The organism is Ruegeria sp. YTSA075, assembly GCF_059610245.1.
This window is the reverse complement of the sequence record NZ_JBXWNG010000004.1, coordinates 53,631-71,326: the sequence shown is the minus strand read 5'-3', so window position 1 is coordinate 71,326 and position 17,696 is coordinate 53,631. Positions and strand designations below refer to the sequence as shown.

Sequence of the window (17,696 nt, the reverse complement as noted above, 5' to 3'; positions counted from 1 at the left end):
TATTATAGATGAAGTGTATCGCGCTAAGAGGAAATGGCAAAAGCAATGAGCGGACAAAAACCCGTGAAACCTTCGCCGGATGGTTTGGCTGCATCAGTCAAAGCGGCCAAAACCAAGGGTCTACCGCCCGTTCACCTGTGGAATCCTCCGTTTTGCGGCGATCTGGACATCAAGATCGCCAAAGATGGTTCTTGGAGTTATTTAGGGTCGCCGATCAACAGGTTCGAGTTGGTGAAGCTTTTTTCCTCAATTCTTAAGAAAGAAGACGGCAAGTATTACCTCGTGACCCCGGTCGAGAAGGTGGGAATCACCGTCGAGGATGCGCCGTTTCTTGCCGTCGACTTCGACCAGACGGGAGATGGCGTGTCACAAGACCTGACATTTTCCACCCATGTGGGCGATACGGCTATTGCCGGGCCGGATCATCCGATCCGTATTGTCATCGATACGGAAACAGAAGAACCTGCGCCCTACGTATTGATCCGAAACAACCTTGAAGCACGCATTGACCGCAAAAGCTTCTACCGACTCGTGGATATTGGCACCAAGCATGATGATTGGTTTGGTGTCTGGTCGGGCGGCCAGTTCTTTCCGCTAATCTCAGCGTCAGACCTACCGGGCTAAGCGATACGCGCGACCTTGCGGTCCTGCGCCAGAATCACAGCCATGGCGACAATTCCTGCACCCAGCGCGCGGGTCCAGTTCCAATTGTCCCCCAGCATCAGCATGATCAGCATCACATAGAACGGTGCGATATTGACGTGGAACGAGGCCAGCGCCACGCCCAACCTTTCGATCGAGGCGACAAAGAACACCTGGCTCAGCCCCATCGACACAAGCGCATAGATCGCCAGCATCCCCGCCTGCGACGCATCAAACGGGGTGGTTGGCACGACCGGCATCCCAATCTGCACAGCCACGGCGTACAGCACCAGCGACGTGACCAGCGCACCTGTGAAGGTAATCGTGCTGCGCCCGGTCTGGCTCAGGTCCCGGAAGTCGCGTGCCGTTGCCATACAGGCCCAGCAGAACAATCCGGTGGCCAGTATGGCGCAGGTTGCCCCCAATCCCAGTTGGGCCGGGGCCACAGCGTTCGTCGCAATCAGGCCACCGATGATCGAGATGATCACGGCCACGGCGAATCTCCACCGTAACCGCCGTGTGCCGGTCGCCAGTTCGATCAGGGTCGCAAACAAGGGCGCACAGGAGGCGATCAGCGCCACGGTCACCGGGTCGGTCAGTTTCTGCGCGACAATAAGCAGGAACATGCCCGTACCCAGAACACCACCCACAAACAGCGCGTGCCCCCATCTGGCGCGCAACACGCGGCCGGGGCCGTCAATCAGAATCCAGATCGGCACCATCACGGCCACCGCCATCAGCAACCGTGCCGCGAACAACGCCACCGGCGGCCAGCTTTGCAACAGGATCTCAGCCGCCGGAAATCCGGCAGCCCATGTCAGCATGGATGCTACAGCCAGCCCATTGCCGGGCAAGGCCGAGCCGCGCCCACCAGGCACAGATAAAGATGTCCCGCGCACGGGGTCTGGGCTCATCGCCATAGGATCGGACCTTCATAAGGAACGGCGCATGAAAATGATTCGCCGTGTGGCTTTGAAGATTGATACTTTGCCTGTCGTGTTCTGGTCGATTTTCGACAATCTGTCGTTTTCAGTCTCTTTCCTGAAGTTCGCCCGCCCGTTAGGGTCAGCCCACCGAACCACGGGACCACTCATGCCCAGATTTGCTGCCAATCTTTCGCTGCTCTTTACCGAGCTGCCGTATCTTGATCGTTTCGAAGCCGCCACGCGCGCCGGGTTCAAGGCCGTCGAGATTCTGTTTCCTTACGATCTGGCGGCAAAGGAAACCCGCCGCGCCTTGCTGGCCAACGGGCTGGAGCTGGTTCTGATCAACGCCCCTCCGCCTAACTACACGGGCGGCCAGCCGGGTTATGCGGCTGTGCCAGGCGGCGAGGCGCGGTTCCAATCCGATATCCGGCGCGTCCTGCGCTATGCTGAACTGCTGCGCCCGCAGACGATACATATCATGTCAGGCTACACCTCCGGGCCGCAGGCGATGACGTGTTTTGTGCAAAACCTGCAATGGGCGGCAGACTTTGCGCCAAATCAGCAGTTCACCATAGAACCGCTGAACCCTGTGTCGCAGCCCGACTATTTCCTGAACGACTACGCGCTTGCGGCTGAGGTTCTGGATCAGGTGGACCGCCTCAATATCGGCCTGCAATTTGACAGCTTCCACGCGCAGATGATCCACGGGGATGCGCTTGCCATATGGCAGCGATATCAGGGCCGCGTGACCCATGCCCAGATCGGAGCCGCCCCGGACCGGTCCGAGCCGGGCGATGGCCCGATCGACTTTCCCGCCCTGTTCGACGCCATCGACAACAGCGGATACGACGGATGGGTCAGCGCCGAATACAACCCAACGACGCCACACACTGTCGATTCACTGGGCTGGATGGCGCGCTAACGCGCCCGACACTGGTATTTACTGCGAAAATATCGCACAGCTTGGCGCGGTAAAGGAACGGATGATACTGATGACCCATGCCCGATTGTCACATGTTGTGTTCTGCCTGATCATGTCAGGGCTGATGTCCTGCATCGTGACCGGGATCGCCACGGTCAAGGCCATCGGATTTGGGCCGGGCACGTTTGGGGATTGGATGGCCGCCTGGGCCTTTTGCTGGCCCATAGCCTTCACGGTCATTGTGACCCTAGGGCCGAGTGTCAAACGGCTGGTCGACCGACTGGTCAGGCCCAAGGCCTGACCCGCCGCGAAGAGGGCCCATCGGGCGTGATGAGCGGCGCGCCTTAGTGTGCCTCGGCCCAGTTTGCACCGCGCCCGGCGTCAACATCCAGCTTCACGTCCAGCTTCACCGCCGGGTCCGAGGCCCCCTCCATCACATCGCGCGCCGCGTCGATCAACTGGTCCACCCCTTCCTCGGCCACCTCGAACAGTAATTCGTCATGCACCTGCAACAGCATCTTGGCGGGCAGCCCTTGAATCGCGTCGGGCATACGCACCATCGCGCGCCGGATCACATCCGCAGCGGTGCCCTGAATCGGAGCGTTGATCGCCGCCCGGCGCGAGAACCCCGCATGCGGCCCCTTGGCATTGATCTCAGGCGTGTGGATTTTGCGCCCAAACAAGGTCTGCACATAGCCCTGCTCTTTCGCAAATGCGATGGTGTCGTCCATGTAGGCGCGAATACCGGGGAAGCGTTCGAAATAGCGGTCGATAAACCCCTGCGCCTCGGCCCGCGGAATGCGCAGATTGCGCGCCAGCCCAAAGCCCGAAATGCCGTAGATCACACCAAAGTTGATCGCTTTGGCCTGACGGCGAATATCCGGCGTCATCTCATCCAGCGGGACATCGAACATTTCGGACGCGGTCATGGCGTGAATGTCCAGCCCGTCGGCAAACGCCTGTTTCAACGCATCAATCCCAGCGATATGCGCGAGAATCCGCAGTTCGATCTGGCTGTAGTCGAGACTGACCAGTACATTGCCGGGTTCCGCAATGAACGCCTCGCGAATGCGCCGCCCTTCCTCTGTGCGCACCGGAATGTTCTGCAGGTTCGGATCGGTTGAGGCCAGACGACCGGTATTCGCCCCGGTAATCGAATAAGACGTATGCACGCGGCCCGTGTCCGGATTGATATGGGTTTGCAACGCGTCTGTGTATGTCGATTTCAGCTTGGACAGCTGCCGCCAGTCCAAAACACGGCGCGGCAATTCATGCTCGGTCGCCAGATCCTCAAGAATATCGGCCCCGGTTGAATATTTCCCAGTCTTGCCTTTCTTGCCGCCTTCGAGCCCCATCTTGTCGAACAGGATTTCTCCCAACTGCGCCGGCGAGCCGACATTGAAGTTCTCACCGGCCAATTCGTGAATTTCAGCCTCTAACCCGGCCATTTTTTGCGCAAAGGCATTCGACATCCGGCTCAGCACATCGCGGTCCACCTTGATGCCATGCATCTCCATTTCAGCCAGAACCGGAACCAGAGGGCGTTCCAGGGTTTCATAAACCGTCGTCACCTGAACCTGATGCAGTTGCGGCTTGAACAATTGCCACAGGCGCAGCGTGATATCCGCATCCTCGGCCGCATAGGCCGTGGCCTCATCAATTGGCACCTTGTCGAAGGTGATCGCCGATTTGCCCGAGCCCAGAAGCGGTTTAATCGGGATCGGCGTGTGGTTCAGATAACGCTCGGACAGAGTATCCATCCCGTGCCCATGCTCACCGCCATGCATGGCGTAGGACATCAGCATCGTGTCATCGATGAGGGCTATCTCGATACCATAGCGCGCAAAGATCTTGGCATCGTATTTCATGTTCTGCCCGATCTTGAGGATCGACGGGTCCTCGAACATGGGCTTCAGCATCGCCAGAGCGTCATCCAACGCCATTTGCCCTTCGGCCAGATCGTCCGATCCAAACAGATCATCGGTTGCATTGGCGCGATGGGTCAGCGGGATATAGCAGGCCTCACCCGCTTCGACACATAAGGATATGCCAACCAGATCGGCGATCATCTCGTTCAGGCCGGTGGTTTCCGTATCAACGGCGATCCAGCCGGTTTCATAGGCCCGGTCGACCCAGATTTGCAGCGCCGCCGTATCCCGCACACATTCGTACTTCGAGGCGTCGAATGGAGTATCCTCAACCTCAGACACAAGTTCGGGCGCAGGTGCATCTGCGATGGTCGGGGCCTCAGCCCCCAGCTTGTCAGCAATGCGCTTGGTGAGGGTGCGGAACTCCATATCCGCCAGAAAGCCCAACAGGGTTTCGGGCTCGGGGTCCTTTACCTCAAGGTCATCAAGGGTGAAATCCAGTGGGGTTTGCTCATCCAGCTGCACCAGCTTCTTCGACAGCTCAATCTGGTCGCGCTTGTCGATCAGCGTTTGGCGACGCTTGGGTTGCTTGATCTCTTCCGCGCGGTCCAGCAGGGTTTCCAGATCGCCATATTCATTGATCAGCAGCGCTGCGGTCTTGACCCCGATCCCCGGCGCGCCCGGCACGTTGTCAACGGAATCCCCGGCCAGCGCCTGTACATCGACCACGCGTTCAGGGCCGACACCAAATTTCTCGATCACCCCATCGCGGTCGATGCGCTTGTTCTTCATCGCATCCAGCATTTCCACACCATCGCCAACCAGCTGCATCAGGTCCTTGTCGGAACTGACAATGGTCACCCTGCCCCCAGCCTCGCGTGCCTGAACAGCAAGGGTGGCGATGATGTCGTCGGCCTCATACCCCTCCAACTCTTTACAGGCGATGTTGAAGGCCTTTGTTGCTTCACGGGTCAGCGGCATCTGTGGACGCAGGTCCTCGGGCATCGCCTCGCGGTTGGCCTTGTAGAGGTCATACATGTCATTGCGGAACGTATGAGAGCCCTTGTCGAAGATCACCGCCACATGGGTCGGTGCATCCGGGCCATCATTCCCTTCGACATATTTCTGCAGCATGTTGCAAAAGCCCGAAACCGCGCCAATCGGCAGTCCGTCGGATTTCCGTGTCAGCGGTGGCAGAGCGTGATAGGCCCTGAAAATAAAGGCCGATCCGTCGATCAGATGCAGGTGACACCCTTTTCCGAAATTGCCCTTGCTCATGGTGTCGCGCCCCCTAAAGTGCTGATCATGTTCATTCAGCGCTTTTTATCCGCCATCCCGCTTGTGACCGCAATCACTGTTCTGGCAGCACCGGCATATTCTGGCCCCAAACTGCCAATCGATTGTGTAGCTGACCAGTCAACTGGTGCGAATTGCGTACCGATCCTTGCCTGCCTCGGTCAGGACGGTATCTACTTTACCGGTCGGGCTATTGGATGGAGTACGGGAACCTTTGCCGGACAAAGCAGTGCCGACTTCGCATGTTACGGAGAATGGGTATCGCAAGGATCTTTCGGATTGGGCGAAGCCAACATCACCTGCGACAACGCGCTGTCAGGGCGAGCTTTTTTACCTACCAACATCCAGAGACCGGCACCGCCACTGGCCTCGGTGCGCTGAGCAATGGCGAACCCTTTCGCGTATGGACCGGTTTCAACGTCGAGCAATTCCTGCTTAATGAGTATGGCGATATCGACGCGGCGGAAATGTGCAAAGTAGCCTCCAAACCCATTAGTTAGAGACGTTTTGCTACCCGAAACGCTTTCAGACTACCCGCCAAACAAGCCGCTGAAAACGTCCGAAAAGCTGTTGAGCAAAGCCATAATGACCAACACGCCGAGGAAGGCAAAAAACGCGAAGGCGAAGAACTGAAACAGGATTGCGCCGATACCAACGGCAATCCCGGCGATAGCAGGGCGCCGCCTTTCGTGACGCAGGATACCAACGACCGACAGAACAACCGCCAAACCACCCAACATCGCCACACCGATCTGCAGGAAATCATCCAGATCGCGTGCGCGGGCAACAGGCTCGGGCTGTTCCAATCCCGCCGCAGATCGCAGGGTGGATTTGCCGATTTCAGCCGCCAGTTCACCCAGCGACACGCCTGTGGATTGCTGCGGCGCGAAGGGTCCAGCCCAGAAGACGAACAAGGCAGCAAACAGCGCCAAGGAGGCGATGCAAAAGCCAATCCAACCGAAAATCGGGTTGGCAGAGTCATTGGGTGCAATGTCGGTCATCACGCTCGCCTACGCTGTTTGCACCAATGCAATAGCACAACAAACACGGCGAGATTTGGGCGAAACCCGATTGGGCCAGCAATCAGCCCTGCTCTGTGCCTTTCAGAACATATTTGCAGTCGCAATAGGGGCACTCGACCCAGCCGGTATCTTCGGGGATTTGAAGCCAGACGCGCGGATGGCCCAGCGCACCTTCGCCGCCGTCACAGGCGACACGGGTGGTTTCGACGATCTTGGTTTCCGGCGCTTCGATGGTCACGGCTGGCGATCCTTCACTGGTTGTCGGCCTCGCGGGCATGCATTAGGTGCGTTTATGAGCGATGAGCAATCCGGGGGCAAGAGCCACATGAGCGATGCGGCAATCAGGATCGAAGGTCTGCGCAAGACCTATCGGGCAAGCAAGGGTCAGCCCGAGAAGCACGCATTGAAGGGGATTGACCTGTCCATCCCAAGCGGTTCGGTCTTTGGGCTTTTGGGCCCGAACGGCGCGGGTAAATCGACCCTGATCAATATTCTGGCCGGGCTGGTGATCAAAACCTCCGGCAAGGTTTCGATCTGGGGCTTCGATCAGGATCAGAACCCACGCCAGTCCCGCGCCGCCATCGGCGTGATGCCGCAAGAGCTGAACCTGGACCCGTTCTTCACCCCGCGCGGCGCATTGGAGGTGCAGGCCGGTCTGTATGGCGTACCCAAGGCCCAGCGCCGCAGCGACGAGATTCTGGAACTCGTCGGCCTCAGCGACAAGGCCGAGGCTTATGCGCGCACGCTGTCGGGCGGGATGCGGCGGCGGTTGCTGCTGGCCAAGGCGCTGGTGCATCACCCCAGGATTCTGGTTCTGGATGAACCCACGGCCGGTGTCGATATCGAGTTGCGCCAGATGCTTTGGACCAACGTGCGCAAGCTGAACGAACAGGGAATGACGATCATCCTGACCACGCATTACCTCGAAGAAGCGCAGGAAATGTGTGATCAGATCGCCATCATCAACCATGGTGAGAAGATCACCCAGGACAGCACCGCCAATTTGCTGGGCCGCATGGACCGGCGCACCATGGTGATCATACCCGATAGCTCGGTTGCGGATCTGCCCTCGGCTGACGGGGTCGAGGCCTCGCTTCGCGATGATGGCAGCCTGCTATTGCAGTATCGCAGCGCCCAGACCAGCGCCGAGCAGGTTTTGGAATCCGTTCGTGCCGCGGGTATCCGCATCCGTGATGTGCGCACAGAGGAGGCTGACCTTGAGGATGTGTTCCTTGCCCTGACCTCGTCTCAGGCTCGAACGTCCTAAGCGCGGCTTAGAACCCGCCCTTAGCCCCGGTCTATCCGCGCTTGATAGCAGTTGTTGCGCGCAGATCGGACGTGGATATAGGCCACATCGGGACGGTCAAAGATATCTTTGACCTTTGCACCAATCTGATCCGTGGGGGTGATCGCTCCGGTGCCATAAACGATCCGGTCATCCTGCCCGTATCCCTTGATCAGATAGTCAGGAGAGCTGGTCAGAATCTCGGGCAATTCATCCCCTTCATAGCGCTCGCAGGGTTCGGCACACAAAAATATCGGCCCGGTTTCCGCATAAGGATGCGTTGCGGCAAAGGGCCTGTGCGCCAGAACCAGCATCGGCGCGCCTTCGGGTATGTTTTGCAGACAATGACGGCAGGGATTGCCTGCGCCGGTTGAAACAGCGTGCTCTGACGTGGCTCCATAGGCATCCGGACCACCCTGCTGCAGGGTGCGGACTTCGTCAGTGGGCAATGCAGTGATTTTGAACATATCAATCCTCCAGTTTTCCGGACCATGCCCAATCATGACCACGCCGCGCGACCCGATTCCTGCGCAAATCGCCTGTCGCCATTGGCCGTAAGGATAAGCGCGACAAAACCACGCCTGTAGAACCGCCGGGATTCTGGTTAGGACCAAAACACTATGACCCGACCCGTCCTGCCGCCGCGTTTTCCGGCCACGCCTGATCAGATCAATGTGCAAGTCCGCGCCTTCTATGCCCGTGTCCGAATCGACCCGGTGCTGGGTCCCGTTTTTGCGCAACATGTCGATGACTGGCCCGCGCATGAGGAAAAGATCGCCTCATTCTGGCGCAACGCAATCTTGTTTGAGCGCGGGTATGATGGCAATCCGCAGCGGGTTCATATCGAAAGGCCGGCAGTTCAGCCCGACATGTTCGCCCATTGGCTGGATCTGTTCGAAGAGGTCGCAACCCAGACGCTGCCATCCGAAACCGCAACGCCCTGGGTCGCTCTGGCGCGACGCATCGGGGTGGGGATGAAGGCAGGGGTGCAATCGGCGCGTCAGCCCAAGGATGCGCCGCCGATCCTGCGTTGATCCCTCGGCATGGCGGCTTTGCACTGTTAGCGGTAAAATAGGGACTATGCGGGCTGGCCAATTGGGTTTACTTAGGGGCAGACAGCCCACATTGCGCTGCGCGGCATTGTGCCACCACACCAACATCACCCGAGGCCACAGTGATGAGCACTCAGAACACCACCCTTCGGGGACTTGGTTACGCGTTTCTTGGATTCGCGGTATTTGCTACGCATGACGCACTGATCAAGGTGCTGGGCGGAACCTATTCGGTGATGCAGATCATCTTTTTCGCCACTCTGTTCTCCTTTGTCCCCATGGCGGTGACGATCCTGACCGACCGAACCACCGGGAACTTCTTACCGCACCACCCCTGGCTGGTGCTGTTGCGGTCAACTCTGATGGTCACGGCCATGGTCTGTGCCTTCTACGCCTTTTCGGTGCTTCCACTGGCCGAGGTCTATTCGCTGCTGTTTTCCTTCCCACTGATCGTCACCGTTCTGTCGATCCCGATATTGGGAGAGGTCGTCCGCGCCCAGCGCTGGGCCGCCGTAGGCGTCGGCCTGATTGGGGTTCTGATCGTTCTACGCCCCGGTTCAACGGACATCACTCTGGGCCACCTGGCCGCGCTGACCGCCGCGTTTTGTAGCGCGTTTGGGTCTGTTCTGGTGCGTAAGATCGGGAATGAGGAACGATCCGCTGTCCTGATCCTGTATCCCATGCTGCTGGCCATTGTGGTCATGAGCCTGATGCAACCCGCTGTCTATCAACCGCCTTCGCTGCTGCATCTTGCGATGATGGCGCTGGTCGGCGTGTTCTCGGTCATCGCCCAGCACCTGATCATACTCGCCTACCGTGCCGCGCCTGCCGGAGTGGTTGCACCCAGCCAGTACAGCCAGATCATCTGGGCCACTTTGTTCGGTATGCTCTTCTTTGGCGAGCGCCCAGACGGCTGGGTCGCCGTCGGCGCAAGTATCATCATCGCGTCTGGTGTTTTTGTGGTTTGGCGGGAAAGCCGATCCAACACCACGTCCGTGAACACTCCGGTTCTGCGGGTTCGCTCACCTCGGTCGGATACGGGTGCGTCACGACCGGGGGAATGAAGAACGGCGCGCCAACCCGCGCGCCGTTGTCAAGATTAATAAGCGTGGTGTCTTAGTAAACCACCACCGACCGGATGCTCTCACCCTTATGCATCAGGTCGAAGCCGTGGTTGATGTCATCCAGACCCATGGTGTGGGTGATCATCGGGTCGATCTCGATCTTGCCATCCATGTACCAGTCAACGATCTTGGGCACATCTGTCCGGCCCCGCGCGCCGCCAAAGGCCGTGCCGCGCCACGAGCGGCCGGTGACCAGTTGGAACGGACGAGTCGAGATCTCGGCACCCGCAGGGGCCACGCCGATGATGATCGATTCACCCCAGCCCTTATGCGCAGATTCCAGCGCGTCGCGCATCACGCCCACATTACCTGTGGCGTCGAATGTGTAATCCGCACCGCCCTTGGTCAGATTGACCAGATAGGGCACCAGATCGCCTTCGACCTCTTTCGGGTTGACGAAATCGGTCATGCCGAACTTGGTGGCCATTTCCACCTTCGATGGGTTCAGATCGACACCGACGATCTGATCGGCACCGGCCAGACGCAGGCCCTGGATCACGTTCAGACCGATGCCCCCCAGTCCGAACACAATGGCACGGCTGCCCAGTTCGACCTTGGCAGTGTTGATCACCGCTCCGATGCCGGTGGTCACGCCGCAACCGATATAGCAAATCTTGTCGAACGGCGCGTCCTCGCGCACTTTGGCCAGCGCGATTTCCGGCAGAACCGTGTGGTTCGCGAAGGTCGAGCAGCCCATGTAGTGCAGGATCGGATCGCCATCCAGGGTCGAGAACCGTGAGGTTCCGTCGGGCATCAGCCCTTTACCTTGAGTTTCGCGGATCGCCTGACACAGGTTAGTCTTGGGATGCAGACAGTACTCGCATTCGCGGCATTCCGGGGTGTAGAGCGGGATCACATGATCACCGGGCTTCAGACTGGTCACACCGGGGCCGACCTCGACCACCACGCCTGCGCCTTCATGACCCAGGATGGCCGGAAACAAGCCCTCGGGATCCGCACCCGACAGGGTGAACTCATCGGTGTGGCAAATGCCGGTGGCCTTGATCTCAACCAGAACCTCGCCCGCCTTGGGGCCTTCGAGGTTCACATCCATAACTTCTAAAGGCTTACCAGCCTGAACAGCAACGGCTGCACGGGTGCGCATAGTAATGTTCTCCCTGTTCTATTTGCCTCGACCCTGCGTCAAGTCCGGGGTTTTTTCAACCGTGCATTCATGCCAGACTGTTCAAATAATTGAAAATACAGAAACGACATTGCCGAACGGGGAACGCCAATGCACCGATTTATTCCAATCCTGTTCCTTCTCGCCGCCTGTTCCGAGCCGCCGGTCTCCGAAGAACCTCCAATCGAGCCAGAGGCGGCACCGGTCGATCTGGCTTTTTGCCAGGGCGATCCCTTTACCGAAACGATTGGCCAGCAGGTTTCAACCATTCAGGCCGATCTGCCCGAACGCAGCCGCGTGCTGGGGCCCAACGACATTGCAACGCAGGATTATCGCATCGACAGACTGAATGTGTTTGTGGATGAAACCGGGGTAATCCTACGCCTGACGTGCGGCTGACCGTGGATTAACGCTATTTACCGCGGTAGATCAACCAATCCGGCAGATAGTCCAGCAACCGGATGACCCACGAAAACGGGGCCGGGAAATCGGTACGGAAACGACGACGCGACATCGCTTTGATCACACGATCTGCCGCGTCCTCAGCCGTCATCAACATCGGCATCTTGAAATTGTTCTTCTCGGTCAGGCGGGTCTTGATGAAACCTGGATTGACGATACGCACCGTGACCCCTGTGCCCGCCAGATCAAAGCGCATGGTTTCTGCCAGCGACACCAAAGCCGCCTTGCTGGCCGCATAGCCCACAGCCGCAGGCAATCCGCGATAGCCTGACAGAGACCCGATCAGAGTGATATCGCCGCGACCGGCGCGCACGAAGGACGGCACCGTCTCACCCAGAACCCGCAACGCTCCGGTATAGTTCACATCGGTCATGGCCAGTACCGCCTCGGTCTCCCAATCGGCGCTACGCATCGGCTCATAGGCTCCGGCATTGTAAACCAGCCCGTCGACCTCTCCGGCATCGCCCACAGCACGGCGCACCGCATCCAGATCGGTGACATCAAAAGGCACCGCGCGTGCGTTGGGCAGGCTTGCGCAAATATCGTCCAGCCGATCCGCATTGCGCGCCGACAGGACCAGATGTGCGCCTTTACGGCTGAGCCCCTCGGCCAACGCACGGCCGAGCCCCTCGCTAGCGCCCACGATCCAATAGGTTTTTCCGTCAAAGCTGCTCATGTCTGGGCCGTATTGTGTTCTGATAGTGCTTTTACGGGCGGGCACGGATGCTGGATCACGCCGCCATACAGGAAATTCGACGCAGACGTCACAATATAGAGCAGCATCGAAAATAATCTAATCTGATTGATCCGACATGAAACCTGCTACGTATCCCCTTGTAAAATGTCGCACTAAGGGGATCACATGTTCGACGAAACGCGAGGCGAGCGCAAGAAAATCGCAATCGTAGGTGCAGGCATTTCCGGTCTATCCGCAGCCTATTATCTGTCAGAAGACCACGACATCACTATTTATGAGGCCGAGCCCCGGCTGGGCGGGCATGCCCGCACCGTCATGGCGGGAAAAAACGGCGATCAACCGGTCGATACCGGGTTCATCGTTTTTAACTACGCGACTTATCCGTACCTGACCAAGCTGTTCGACGAGTTGAACGTGCCGGTCACCAAATCAGAGATGAGCTTTGGCGCAACCATCGATAATGGTCGCATCGAATACGGTCTGAACAACCTGCGCACACTGACTGCGCAAAAGCGCAATCTGGCGCGCCCTGCCTACTACAAGATGATCGCCGACATCCTGCGCTTTGGCAAAGAGGCCCCTGAGGTCGCCAAAGATGATGACACAACAATCGGAGAGCTGGTGGATCAACTGCGTTTGGGCCACTGGTTCCGCCACAACTATCTGATGCCGATGTGCGGCGCGATCTGGTCAACCCCGGTGGAGTTCGTGGATCAGTTCCCGGCGCGCTCGCTGGTACAATTCTTCCGCAATCATGCTTTGCTGGCCAGTGGCCGGGCCAATCAGCATCAGTGGTATACGGTCAAAGGTGGCAGCATCGAATATGTGCGTCGCATCGACGCCGCGCTGCGCGAACGGGGCTGCGAAATCCGGCTGGGTTCTCCGGTCGATCACGTTGAGCGCGGCGACATGGGCGTTACGGTGGCAAGCCAGGGACTCACCGACCAGTTTGATGAGATCATTCTAGCCACCCATTCTGACCAGTCCCGCGCCATTCTGGGCGCAAACGCCACCACGGCTGAGGCTGCTGCGCTTGAGGCGATCCGGTATCAGCCGAACAACGCCATTCTGCATTGCGATCCCGGCCAAATGCCGAAACGCCGTGCTTGCTGGTCCAGCTGGACCTATCGCTCGCAAGCCGGGAATGTTGGTGTCACCTACTGGATGAACCGGCTGCAGAACATTCCGGACAGCGATCCGCTGTTCGTGACGCTGAACGCGTCGTCAGAGATTCACGCGGATAAAATCTATGACCGGGTCGAATTTGCCCACCCGGTGTTCGACAAGGCCGCCCTGAAAGCACAAGGGCAAATCCGCGAGATGCAGGGACAGAACCGGACCTGGTTCGCCGGAGCCTATAACCGGCACGGGTTTCACGAAGACGGGATTGCCAGCGCGATGCATGTTGTGGATCGCATCAAAGGCACCCCGCAAACGATCGGAGCTGACCATGGCACTTTGGAACAAGACCCAGCCATCCCTGCTGTTGCGGCTGAATAGGCGTCTCTGGCGCGCTGGGCTTCTGTCCTTGACGCTGCTGGCCCCCGGTGGGCTGGCGGCTGATCCGCTGTCGAGCGAGTTGCAAGACCCAAAGCAGATCGGCAGCGGGACCTTTCGGTTTCTCGGCCTGCCTCTCTATGACGCGAAACTCTACACACCAGGCGGGGCTGCGTTCAACTGGAGCGAGGATTTTGGCCTGCAACTGACTTACCGCAAAAACCTGAAACAAAAAGCGCTGGTCGAGTCGACGCTGGAAGAAATGGCCCGTCAGGGCAATCCGCAGCCCACGCAGGCGCAGCTTGAAACCTGCTTTCAGGCTGTCAGCAAAGGCGACAGCTATCTGGCGATCTCGGAAGGGCCCAATAAAGTCGGTTTCTGGCGGAATGGCACCCAGACCTGCACATTGGCGAGCAACGACATCAAGAAGTCCTTCATGTCGATCTTTCTGGGCAACGACACGCGCTCGGCCAGCTTTACACAAAGCTTGAAGGGCCAGTGATGCTGTATCCCCGTGTCAGCCTGTACGCGCTGATGCTCGCCGCGGCGGGTATCCCGCTTTACATTCACCTGCCGCGCTTTGCGGCGGTGAACCTGGGCATTGGTCTTGGGGTGATCGGCACGGTCCTTCTGGTCATTCGGCTGGTCGATCTGGTTCAGGACCCGCTGATAGGCTGGGCCATCGACCGCTGGCCGGACGGGCAGCTTTTGTTCGCCGCCTTGGCCGCGCTGGGTCTGGCCATCGGCTTCCCCCTGCTGTTTGGCCTGCCCGCAGGCGCCAGTATTGCCACTTTGGTGGCGGTCCTGATCTTGCTGTTCTCGGCCTACAGCCTCGGTACGATCCTTTTATATGGTCGCAGCGCGACGCTTGCAAAAAAGGCCGATGCCAAAGAGCTGATGACACTCGCCGCCTACCGTGAAGGTGGGCAATTGACAGGCGTCGTTATCGCCGCCAGCGCCCCGGCGCTGTTCGTGGCCTTGGGTGCATCCGCACAAGGATATCCCGCCTTTGGCCTGTTTCTGGGCCTGTTGGCACTGTTAACCCTAATCCTGACCATTCCAATCTGGCGGCGTACGCCGATCACTGGTCAGGGACTTTCCTTCGCCGGGCTCGGGCAGGCAGGAGCCCTGAGATTGCTGGCGTTGGCACTGGTCAATAGCCTGCCGGTCGCCATCACATCCACCTTGTTCCTGTTCTTTGTCGAAGATCGCCTGCAACTGCCCGGAAAAGCAGGGCCGCTTTTGATCCTGTTCTTCCTCAGCGCAGGCGCAAGCGTGCCGCTTTGGGCCAAACTCAGCAACCGGATCGGCCCGAAAAAGACCCTGATGATCGCCATGCCCCTGTCCATCGCAGGGTTTATAGGAGCGGCCAGCCTGGACGCCGGCGCTTTGGTCGGCTTCGCCATCATCTGCGTCGCGTCCGGTGCCGCGCTTGGGGCGGATATGGTCGTCCTGCCCGCCATGTTTTCCGTTGTGCTGACGCGCGCGGGGCTGAACGCCTCGGCCGCGTTTGGCATCTGGTCTTTTGCCGGCAAGCTGGGCCTCGCGCTCGCTGCCTTCTTCACTCTGCCGCTGCTGGAACGCAGCGGCTTTACACCCGGTCAAACCAATAGTGTCGAGGCGTTGAACACCCTCAACCTCGCCTATGCCGTGCTGCCCTGCATCCTAAAGCTTGGGGCATTCGGGATGGTTCTGACCCTGCCCACGGAGGTTACAGCCAAATGAACACAGTTTTCGTGTTTCTACTCGCCATCCTCGCTGTTCTAGCGGCCAAGGGGCGATTTCTCAGCTTCCGCTCACAATCGCCAGCCGATTATGCGGGGACGGGTCCCAACTTCTCGCTAAAAAAGCACTTGAATGGCGAAATCCTATCCGAAGGCCTGATCTATGGCCCGAATGGCAAGATGTCGAACAGCTTCGTGGCGCGCATGGTCGGCGAATGGGATGGCAACTCGGGCACTTTGGCCGAGTGGTTCACCTATTCCAACGGCAAACAAATGACCCGCAAATGGTATCTGACGCTGGGCACTGGCAACACGTTCATTGCCACGGCGGATGACATCGTCGGTGAAGGTAAGGGAGAAATCTCCGGCTCGACCGTCAAACTGACCTATCGGATTATCCTGCCCGAAGACGCGGGTGGGCACACACTGGATGTAACCGACTGGATGTACCTGACCGAAAATGGCGCGATCATGAACCGCTCAGAGATGCGCAAATTCGGCATCAAAGTGGCCGAGCTGGTCGCAACCATGCGCCCCGCACCCGAGGTCAAGACTGCGCATTTGAACGGCGTAAACGGCTATGATGCCAAAGCTGCGGAAAGACCACTGCAATGATCCGCGCCCGCTTTGTCATCACCTTTGCCGCCATCACTTGCCTTTTGGTTCTGGCCGCCTGCTCGGCCAAGCCCCGCACGCCAAAGACCTTCCTGTCGGGCCGTGAATTGAACCTAGAGGAGTTTTTCGAAGGCAAAACCGTCGCTTATGGTCAGTTTCAGGACATCCTCGGCAATGTCCCGCGTCGTTTCACCGTTGACATCGACGGCACCTGGGACGGAGAAACGCTGACCTTGGTCGAAGACTTCCTCTATGACGACGGCGCAACCGAGCAGCGTATCTGGACCCTGACCAAAACCGGCAAGGATACATGGACCGGAACAGCGCCCGGTGTGCTTGGCACTGCCGAAGGGATCGAGCGGGGCGATACGTTCAACTGGAAATACAAGATCGATCTGCCCATCAAAGATGGCACCATGCGCGTCAAGTTCGATGACTGGATGTGGCTGCTGGAGGATGACCGCCTGCTGAACCGCGCCTATGTTTCGCGCTTTGGAGTCCGCATCGGCGAGGTGATCCTGTTTTTTGAGAAAATGTAGGCTCTAAACAGGGCCTTCTACACCTCGCGCATCAGCGCGGCCAGCTGATCAGTTTCAGCGCCAAAACCGGTCCCCACCTGGTCCGCCGCAGCGCGCCGCACCTCATCGGGCTTGTTCTGACCCAGTTTCCATGTGCCTTGAATATCTTCAACCTGCATCTGGCAAGGCACAATCATCCGCATCATCCGGGCCAAAGCAACCTCTGACATCTTACCCGTGACCCAAGGGGGTTTCGGCAGCAGCTTCTGTTCGTAAAACGCAGATTGCCGGTTCAGCAGATCCAACAATTCCTCCTGCGGGCGCAACTCAAGACGCCCAATCAGATGAACCGCCACATAGTTCCAGGTGGGCACTTGATCATCCACCTCATACCAGTCGGGCGAGATATACGCATCCGGGCCCGTCACAGCGATCCGCACCGCGCGTGATTGCTTCAAAAGCCTGACAATCGGATTCGAACGCACCAGATGCAACTCGACCAGCTCACCCGTCTTATCCAGCAAAAACGGGACATGACTCATGATCGGCGCGGCATCGCCTGACACAGCCAAAACGCCAAAGCCACGGTCACGGGCAAAGGTGATATGTCGGGCTCGGTCTTCGGCACGAAATGCGGGATTGGGATGCATGGAACTCCTCCTGTCAAATCTCTTGCAGATCAGGTGGGTTCTATGCAAGGTCCTGCATGTTCTCAGGGCGGGGCGAAATTCCCCACCGGCGGTATGCGGGCAATGATCCGTAAGCCCGCGAGCGGCCCCGCAGTGTCCACGATCCGAAAAGTGGGAACCGGTTTTCGGACAAATTGTGGAACCACGAAAAGGGTGTCAGCAGATCTGGTGAGAGGCCAGAGCCGACGGTTACAGTCCGGATGAAAGAGAACGTGCATCGTGCCGCTCAGCGGC

Annotated in this window: 21 protein-coding genes and 1 riboswitch; of the genes, 13 read left to right on the top strand and 8 right to left on the bottom strand. The window is 58.6% G+C overall.

Going from position 1 to position 17,696, the window contains the following annotated elements:
• Nucleotides 1–45: 45 nt before the first annotated feature.
• On the top strand, nucleotides 46–624 hold the full coding sequence (locus AC2FGE_RS08905; protein ID WP_496818862.1) for a DUF1285 domain-containing protein: 579 nt from the start codon (nucleotides 46–48) through the stop codon (nucleotides 622–624).
• Here the strand turns inward: AC2FGE_RS08905 and AC2FGE_RS08900 are convergent.
• The gene (locus tag AC2FGE_RS08900; protein WP_496818860.1) at nucleotides 621–1,556 is read right to left on the bottom strand and encodes a DMT family transporter; all 936 of its coding nucleotides are present in this window, start codon (nucleotides 1,554–1,556) and stop codon (nucleotides 621–623) included. The genes AC2FGE_RS08905 and AC2FGE_RS08900 overlap by 4 nt on opposite strands.
• A gap of 178 nt (nucleotides 1,557–1,734) precedes the next feature.
• On the opposite strand from AC2FGE_RS08900, the gene AC2FGE_RS08895 reads away from it, so the two are divergent.
• Together AC2FGE_RS08895 and AC2FGE_RS08890 are read left to right on the top strand one after the other, a co-directional pair.
• Nucleotides 1,735–2,490 carry a hydroxypyruvate isomerase family protein gene (locus tag AC2FGE_RS08895; protein ID WP_496819250.1) on the top strand — a complete coding sequence of 252 codons (756 nt, stop codon included), beginning with the start codon at nucleotides 1,735–1,737 and terminating at the stop codon, nucleotides 2,488–2,490.
• Nucleotides 2,491–2,560: 70 nt separating this feature from the next.
• The gene (locus AC2FGE_RS08890; protein ID WP_496818859.1) at nucleotides 2,561–2,791 is read left to right on the top strand and encodes a DUF2798 domain-containing protein; all 231 of its coding nucleotides are present in this window, start codon (nucleotides 2,561–2,563) and stop codon (nucleotides 2,789–2,791) included.
• A 43-nt stretch (nucleotides 2,792–2,834) separates the two neighbouring features.
• On the opposite strand, the gene polA is transcribed toward AC2FGE_RS08890, so the two are convergent.
• Nucleotides 2,835–5,636, bottom strand: coding sequence for a DNA polymerase I (polA, locus tag AC2FGE_RS08885; protein ID WP_496818858.1), 2,802 nt, complete (start codon nucleotides 5,634–5,636; stop codon nucleotides 2,835–2,837).
• Here polA and AC2FGE_RS08880 point away from each other — a divergent pair.
• Entirely contained in the window at nucleotides 5,604–6,035 is a 432-nt protein-coding gene (locus AC2FGE_RS08880; RefSeq protein WP_496818857.1) for a hypothetical protein, read from the top strand. The genes polA and AC2FGE_RS08880 overlap by 33 nt on opposite strands.
• Nucleotides 6,036–6,184: 149 nt before the next feature.
• Here the strand turns inward: AC2FGE_RS08880 and AC2FGE_RS08875 are convergent, their stop codons facing one another.
• Nucleotides 6,185–6,655: a hypothetical protein gene (locus AC2FGE_RS08875; RefSeq protein WP_496818856.1), complete on the bottom strand. Its 471-nt coding sequence runs from the start codon at nucleotides 6,653–6,655 to the stop codon at nucleotides 6,185–6,187.
• An 82-nt stretch (nucleotides 6,656–6,737) separates the two neighbouring features.
• Nucleotides 6,738–6,914, bottom strand: coding sequence for a zinc-finger domain-containing protein (locus AC2FGE_RS08870; RefSeq protein WP_170533977.1), 177 nt, complete (start codon nucleotides 6,912–6,914; stop codon nucleotides 6,738–6,740).
• An 87-nt stretch (nucleotides 6,915–7,001) separates the two neighbouring features.
• Between AC2FGE_RS08870 and AC2FGE_RS08865 the strand changes: the two genes are divergently transcribed.
• Nucleotides 7,002–7,943, top strand: a complete 942-nt coding sequence (locus tag AC2FGE_RS08865; RefSeq protein ID WP_496819249.1) for an ABC transporter ATP-binding protein — start codon at nucleotides 7,002–7,004, stop codon at nucleotides 7,941–7,943.
• 20 nt (nucleotides 7,944–7,963) lie between these two features.
• On the opposite strand, the gene AC2FGE_RS08860 is transcribed toward AC2FGE_RS08865, so the two are convergent.
• Complete coding sequence (locus tag AC2FGE_RS08860; protein WP_496818855.1) at nucleotides 7,964–8,428, bottom strand: DUF1203 domain-containing protein; 465 nt, start codon at nucleotides 8,426–8,428, stop codon at nucleotides 7,964–7,966.
• 153 nt (nucleotides 8,429–8,581) lie between these two features.
• Here AC2FGE_RS08860 and AC2FGE_RS08855 point away from each other — a divergent pair, with 153 nt between their 5' ends.
• Both AC2FGE_RS08855 and AC2FGE_RS08850 read left to right on the top strand, forming a co-directional pair.
• Nucleotides 8,582–8,995 carry a group III truncated hemoglobin gene (locus AC2FGE_RS08855; protein ID WP_496818854.1) on the top strand — a complete coding sequence of 138 codons (414 nt, stop codon included), beginning with the start codon at nucleotides 8,582–8,584 and terminating at the stop codon, nucleotides 8,993–8,995.
• 143 nt (nucleotides 8,996–9,138) lie between these two features.
• On the top strand, nucleotides 9,139–10,077 hold the full coding sequence (locus AC2FGE_RS08850) for a DMT family transporter (RefSeq protein ID WP_496818853.1): 939 nt from the start codon (nucleotides 9,139–9,141) through the stop codon (nucleotides 10,075–10,077).
• A gap of 52 nt (nucleotides 10,078–10,129) precedes the next feature.
• Here the strand turns inward: AC2FGE_RS08850 and AC2FGE_RS08845 are convergent, their stop codons facing one another.
• Entirely contained in the window at nucleotides 10,130–11,242 is a 1,113-nt protein-coding gene (locus AC2FGE_RS08845; protein ID WP_496818852.1) for an S-(hydroxymethyl)glutathione dehydrogenase/class III alcohol dehydrogenase, read from the bottom strand.
• Between the two features lie 129 nt (nucleotides 11,243–11,371).
• Between AC2FGE_RS08845 and AC2FGE_RS08840 the strand changes: the two genes are divergently transcribed.
• Entirely contained in the window at nucleotides 11,372–11,659 is a 288-nt protein-coding gene (locus tag AC2FGE_RS08840; RefSeq protein WP_496818851.1) for an I78 family peptidase inhibitor, read from the top strand.
• Nucleotides 11,660–11,672: 13 nt separating this feature from the next.
• Here AC2FGE_RS08840 and AC2FGE_RS08835 read toward each other — a convergent pair whose 3' ends face one another.
• A complete protein-coding gene (locus AC2FGE_RS08835; protein WP_496818850.1) occupies nucleotides 11,673–12,398 on the bottom strand; it encodes an SDR family NAD(P)-dependent oxidoreductase in 726 nt (241 codons plus the stop codon).
• 186 nt (nucleotides 12,399–12,584) lie between these two features.
• Here AC2FGE_RS08835 and AC2FGE_RS08830 point away from each other — a divergent pair, with 186 nt between their 5' ends.
• From AC2FGE_RS08830 to AC2FGE_RS08810, 5 genes are read left to right on the top strand one after another with little or no spacing between them, the layout of a single operon-like run.
• Nucleotides 12,585–13,919 carry an NAD(P)/FAD-dependent oxidoreductase gene (locus AC2FGE_RS08830; protein WP_496818849.1) on the top strand — a complete coding sequence of 445 codons (1,335 nt, stop codon included), beginning with the start codon at nucleotides 12,585–12,587 and terminating at the stop codon, nucleotides 13,917–13,919.
• Complete coding sequence (locus AC2FGE_RS08825) at nucleotides 13,870–14,418, top strand: hypothetical protein (protein WP_496818848.1); 549 nt, start codon at nucleotides 13,870–13,872, stop codon at nucleotides 14,416–14,418. Before AC2FGE_RS08830 ends, AC2FGE_RS08825 begins: the two co-directional genes overlap by 50 nt.
• Nucleotides 14,418–15,641 carry an MFS transporter gene (locus AC2FGE_RS08820; RefSeq protein ID WP_496818847.1) on the top strand — a complete coding sequence of 408 codons (1,224 nt, stop codon included), beginning with the start codon at nucleotides 14,418–14,420 and terminating at the stop codon, nucleotides 15,639–15,641. The genes AC2FGE_RS08825 and AC2FGE_RS08820 overlap by 1 nt, the downstream gene beginning before the upstream one ends.
• Nucleotides 15,638–16,255, top strand: a complete 618-nt coding sequence (locus tag AC2FGE_RS08815; RefSeq protein WP_496818846.1) for a DUF3833 domain-containing protein — start codon at nucleotides 15,638–15,640, stop codon at nucleotides 16,253–16,255. Before AC2FGE_RS08820 ends, AC2FGE_RS08815 begins: the two co-directional genes overlap by 4 nt.
• Nucleotides 16,252–16,794, top strand: coding sequence for a DUF3833 domain-containing protein (locus AC2FGE_RS08810; RefSeq protein WP_496818845.1), 543 nt, complete (start codon nucleotides 16,252–16,254; stop codon nucleotides 16,792–16,794). The genes AC2FGE_RS08815 and AC2FGE_RS08810 overlap by 4 nt, the downstream gene beginning before the upstream one ends.
• Before the next feature lie 17 nt (nucleotides 16,795–16,811).
• On the opposite strand, the gene AC2FGE_RS08805 is transcribed toward AC2FGE_RS08810, so the two are convergent.
• Nucleotides 16,812–17,423, bottom strand: coding sequence for an FMN-binding negative transcriptional regulator (locus AC2FGE_RS08805; protein ID WP_496818843.1), 612 nt, complete (start codon nucleotides 17,421–17,423; stop codon nucleotides 16,812–16,814).
• 54 nt (nucleotides 17,424–17,477) lie between these two features.
• Nucleotides 17,478–17,678, top strand: a riboswitch (FMN riboswitch).
• Nucleotides 17,679–17,696 lie beyond the last annotated feature (18 nt).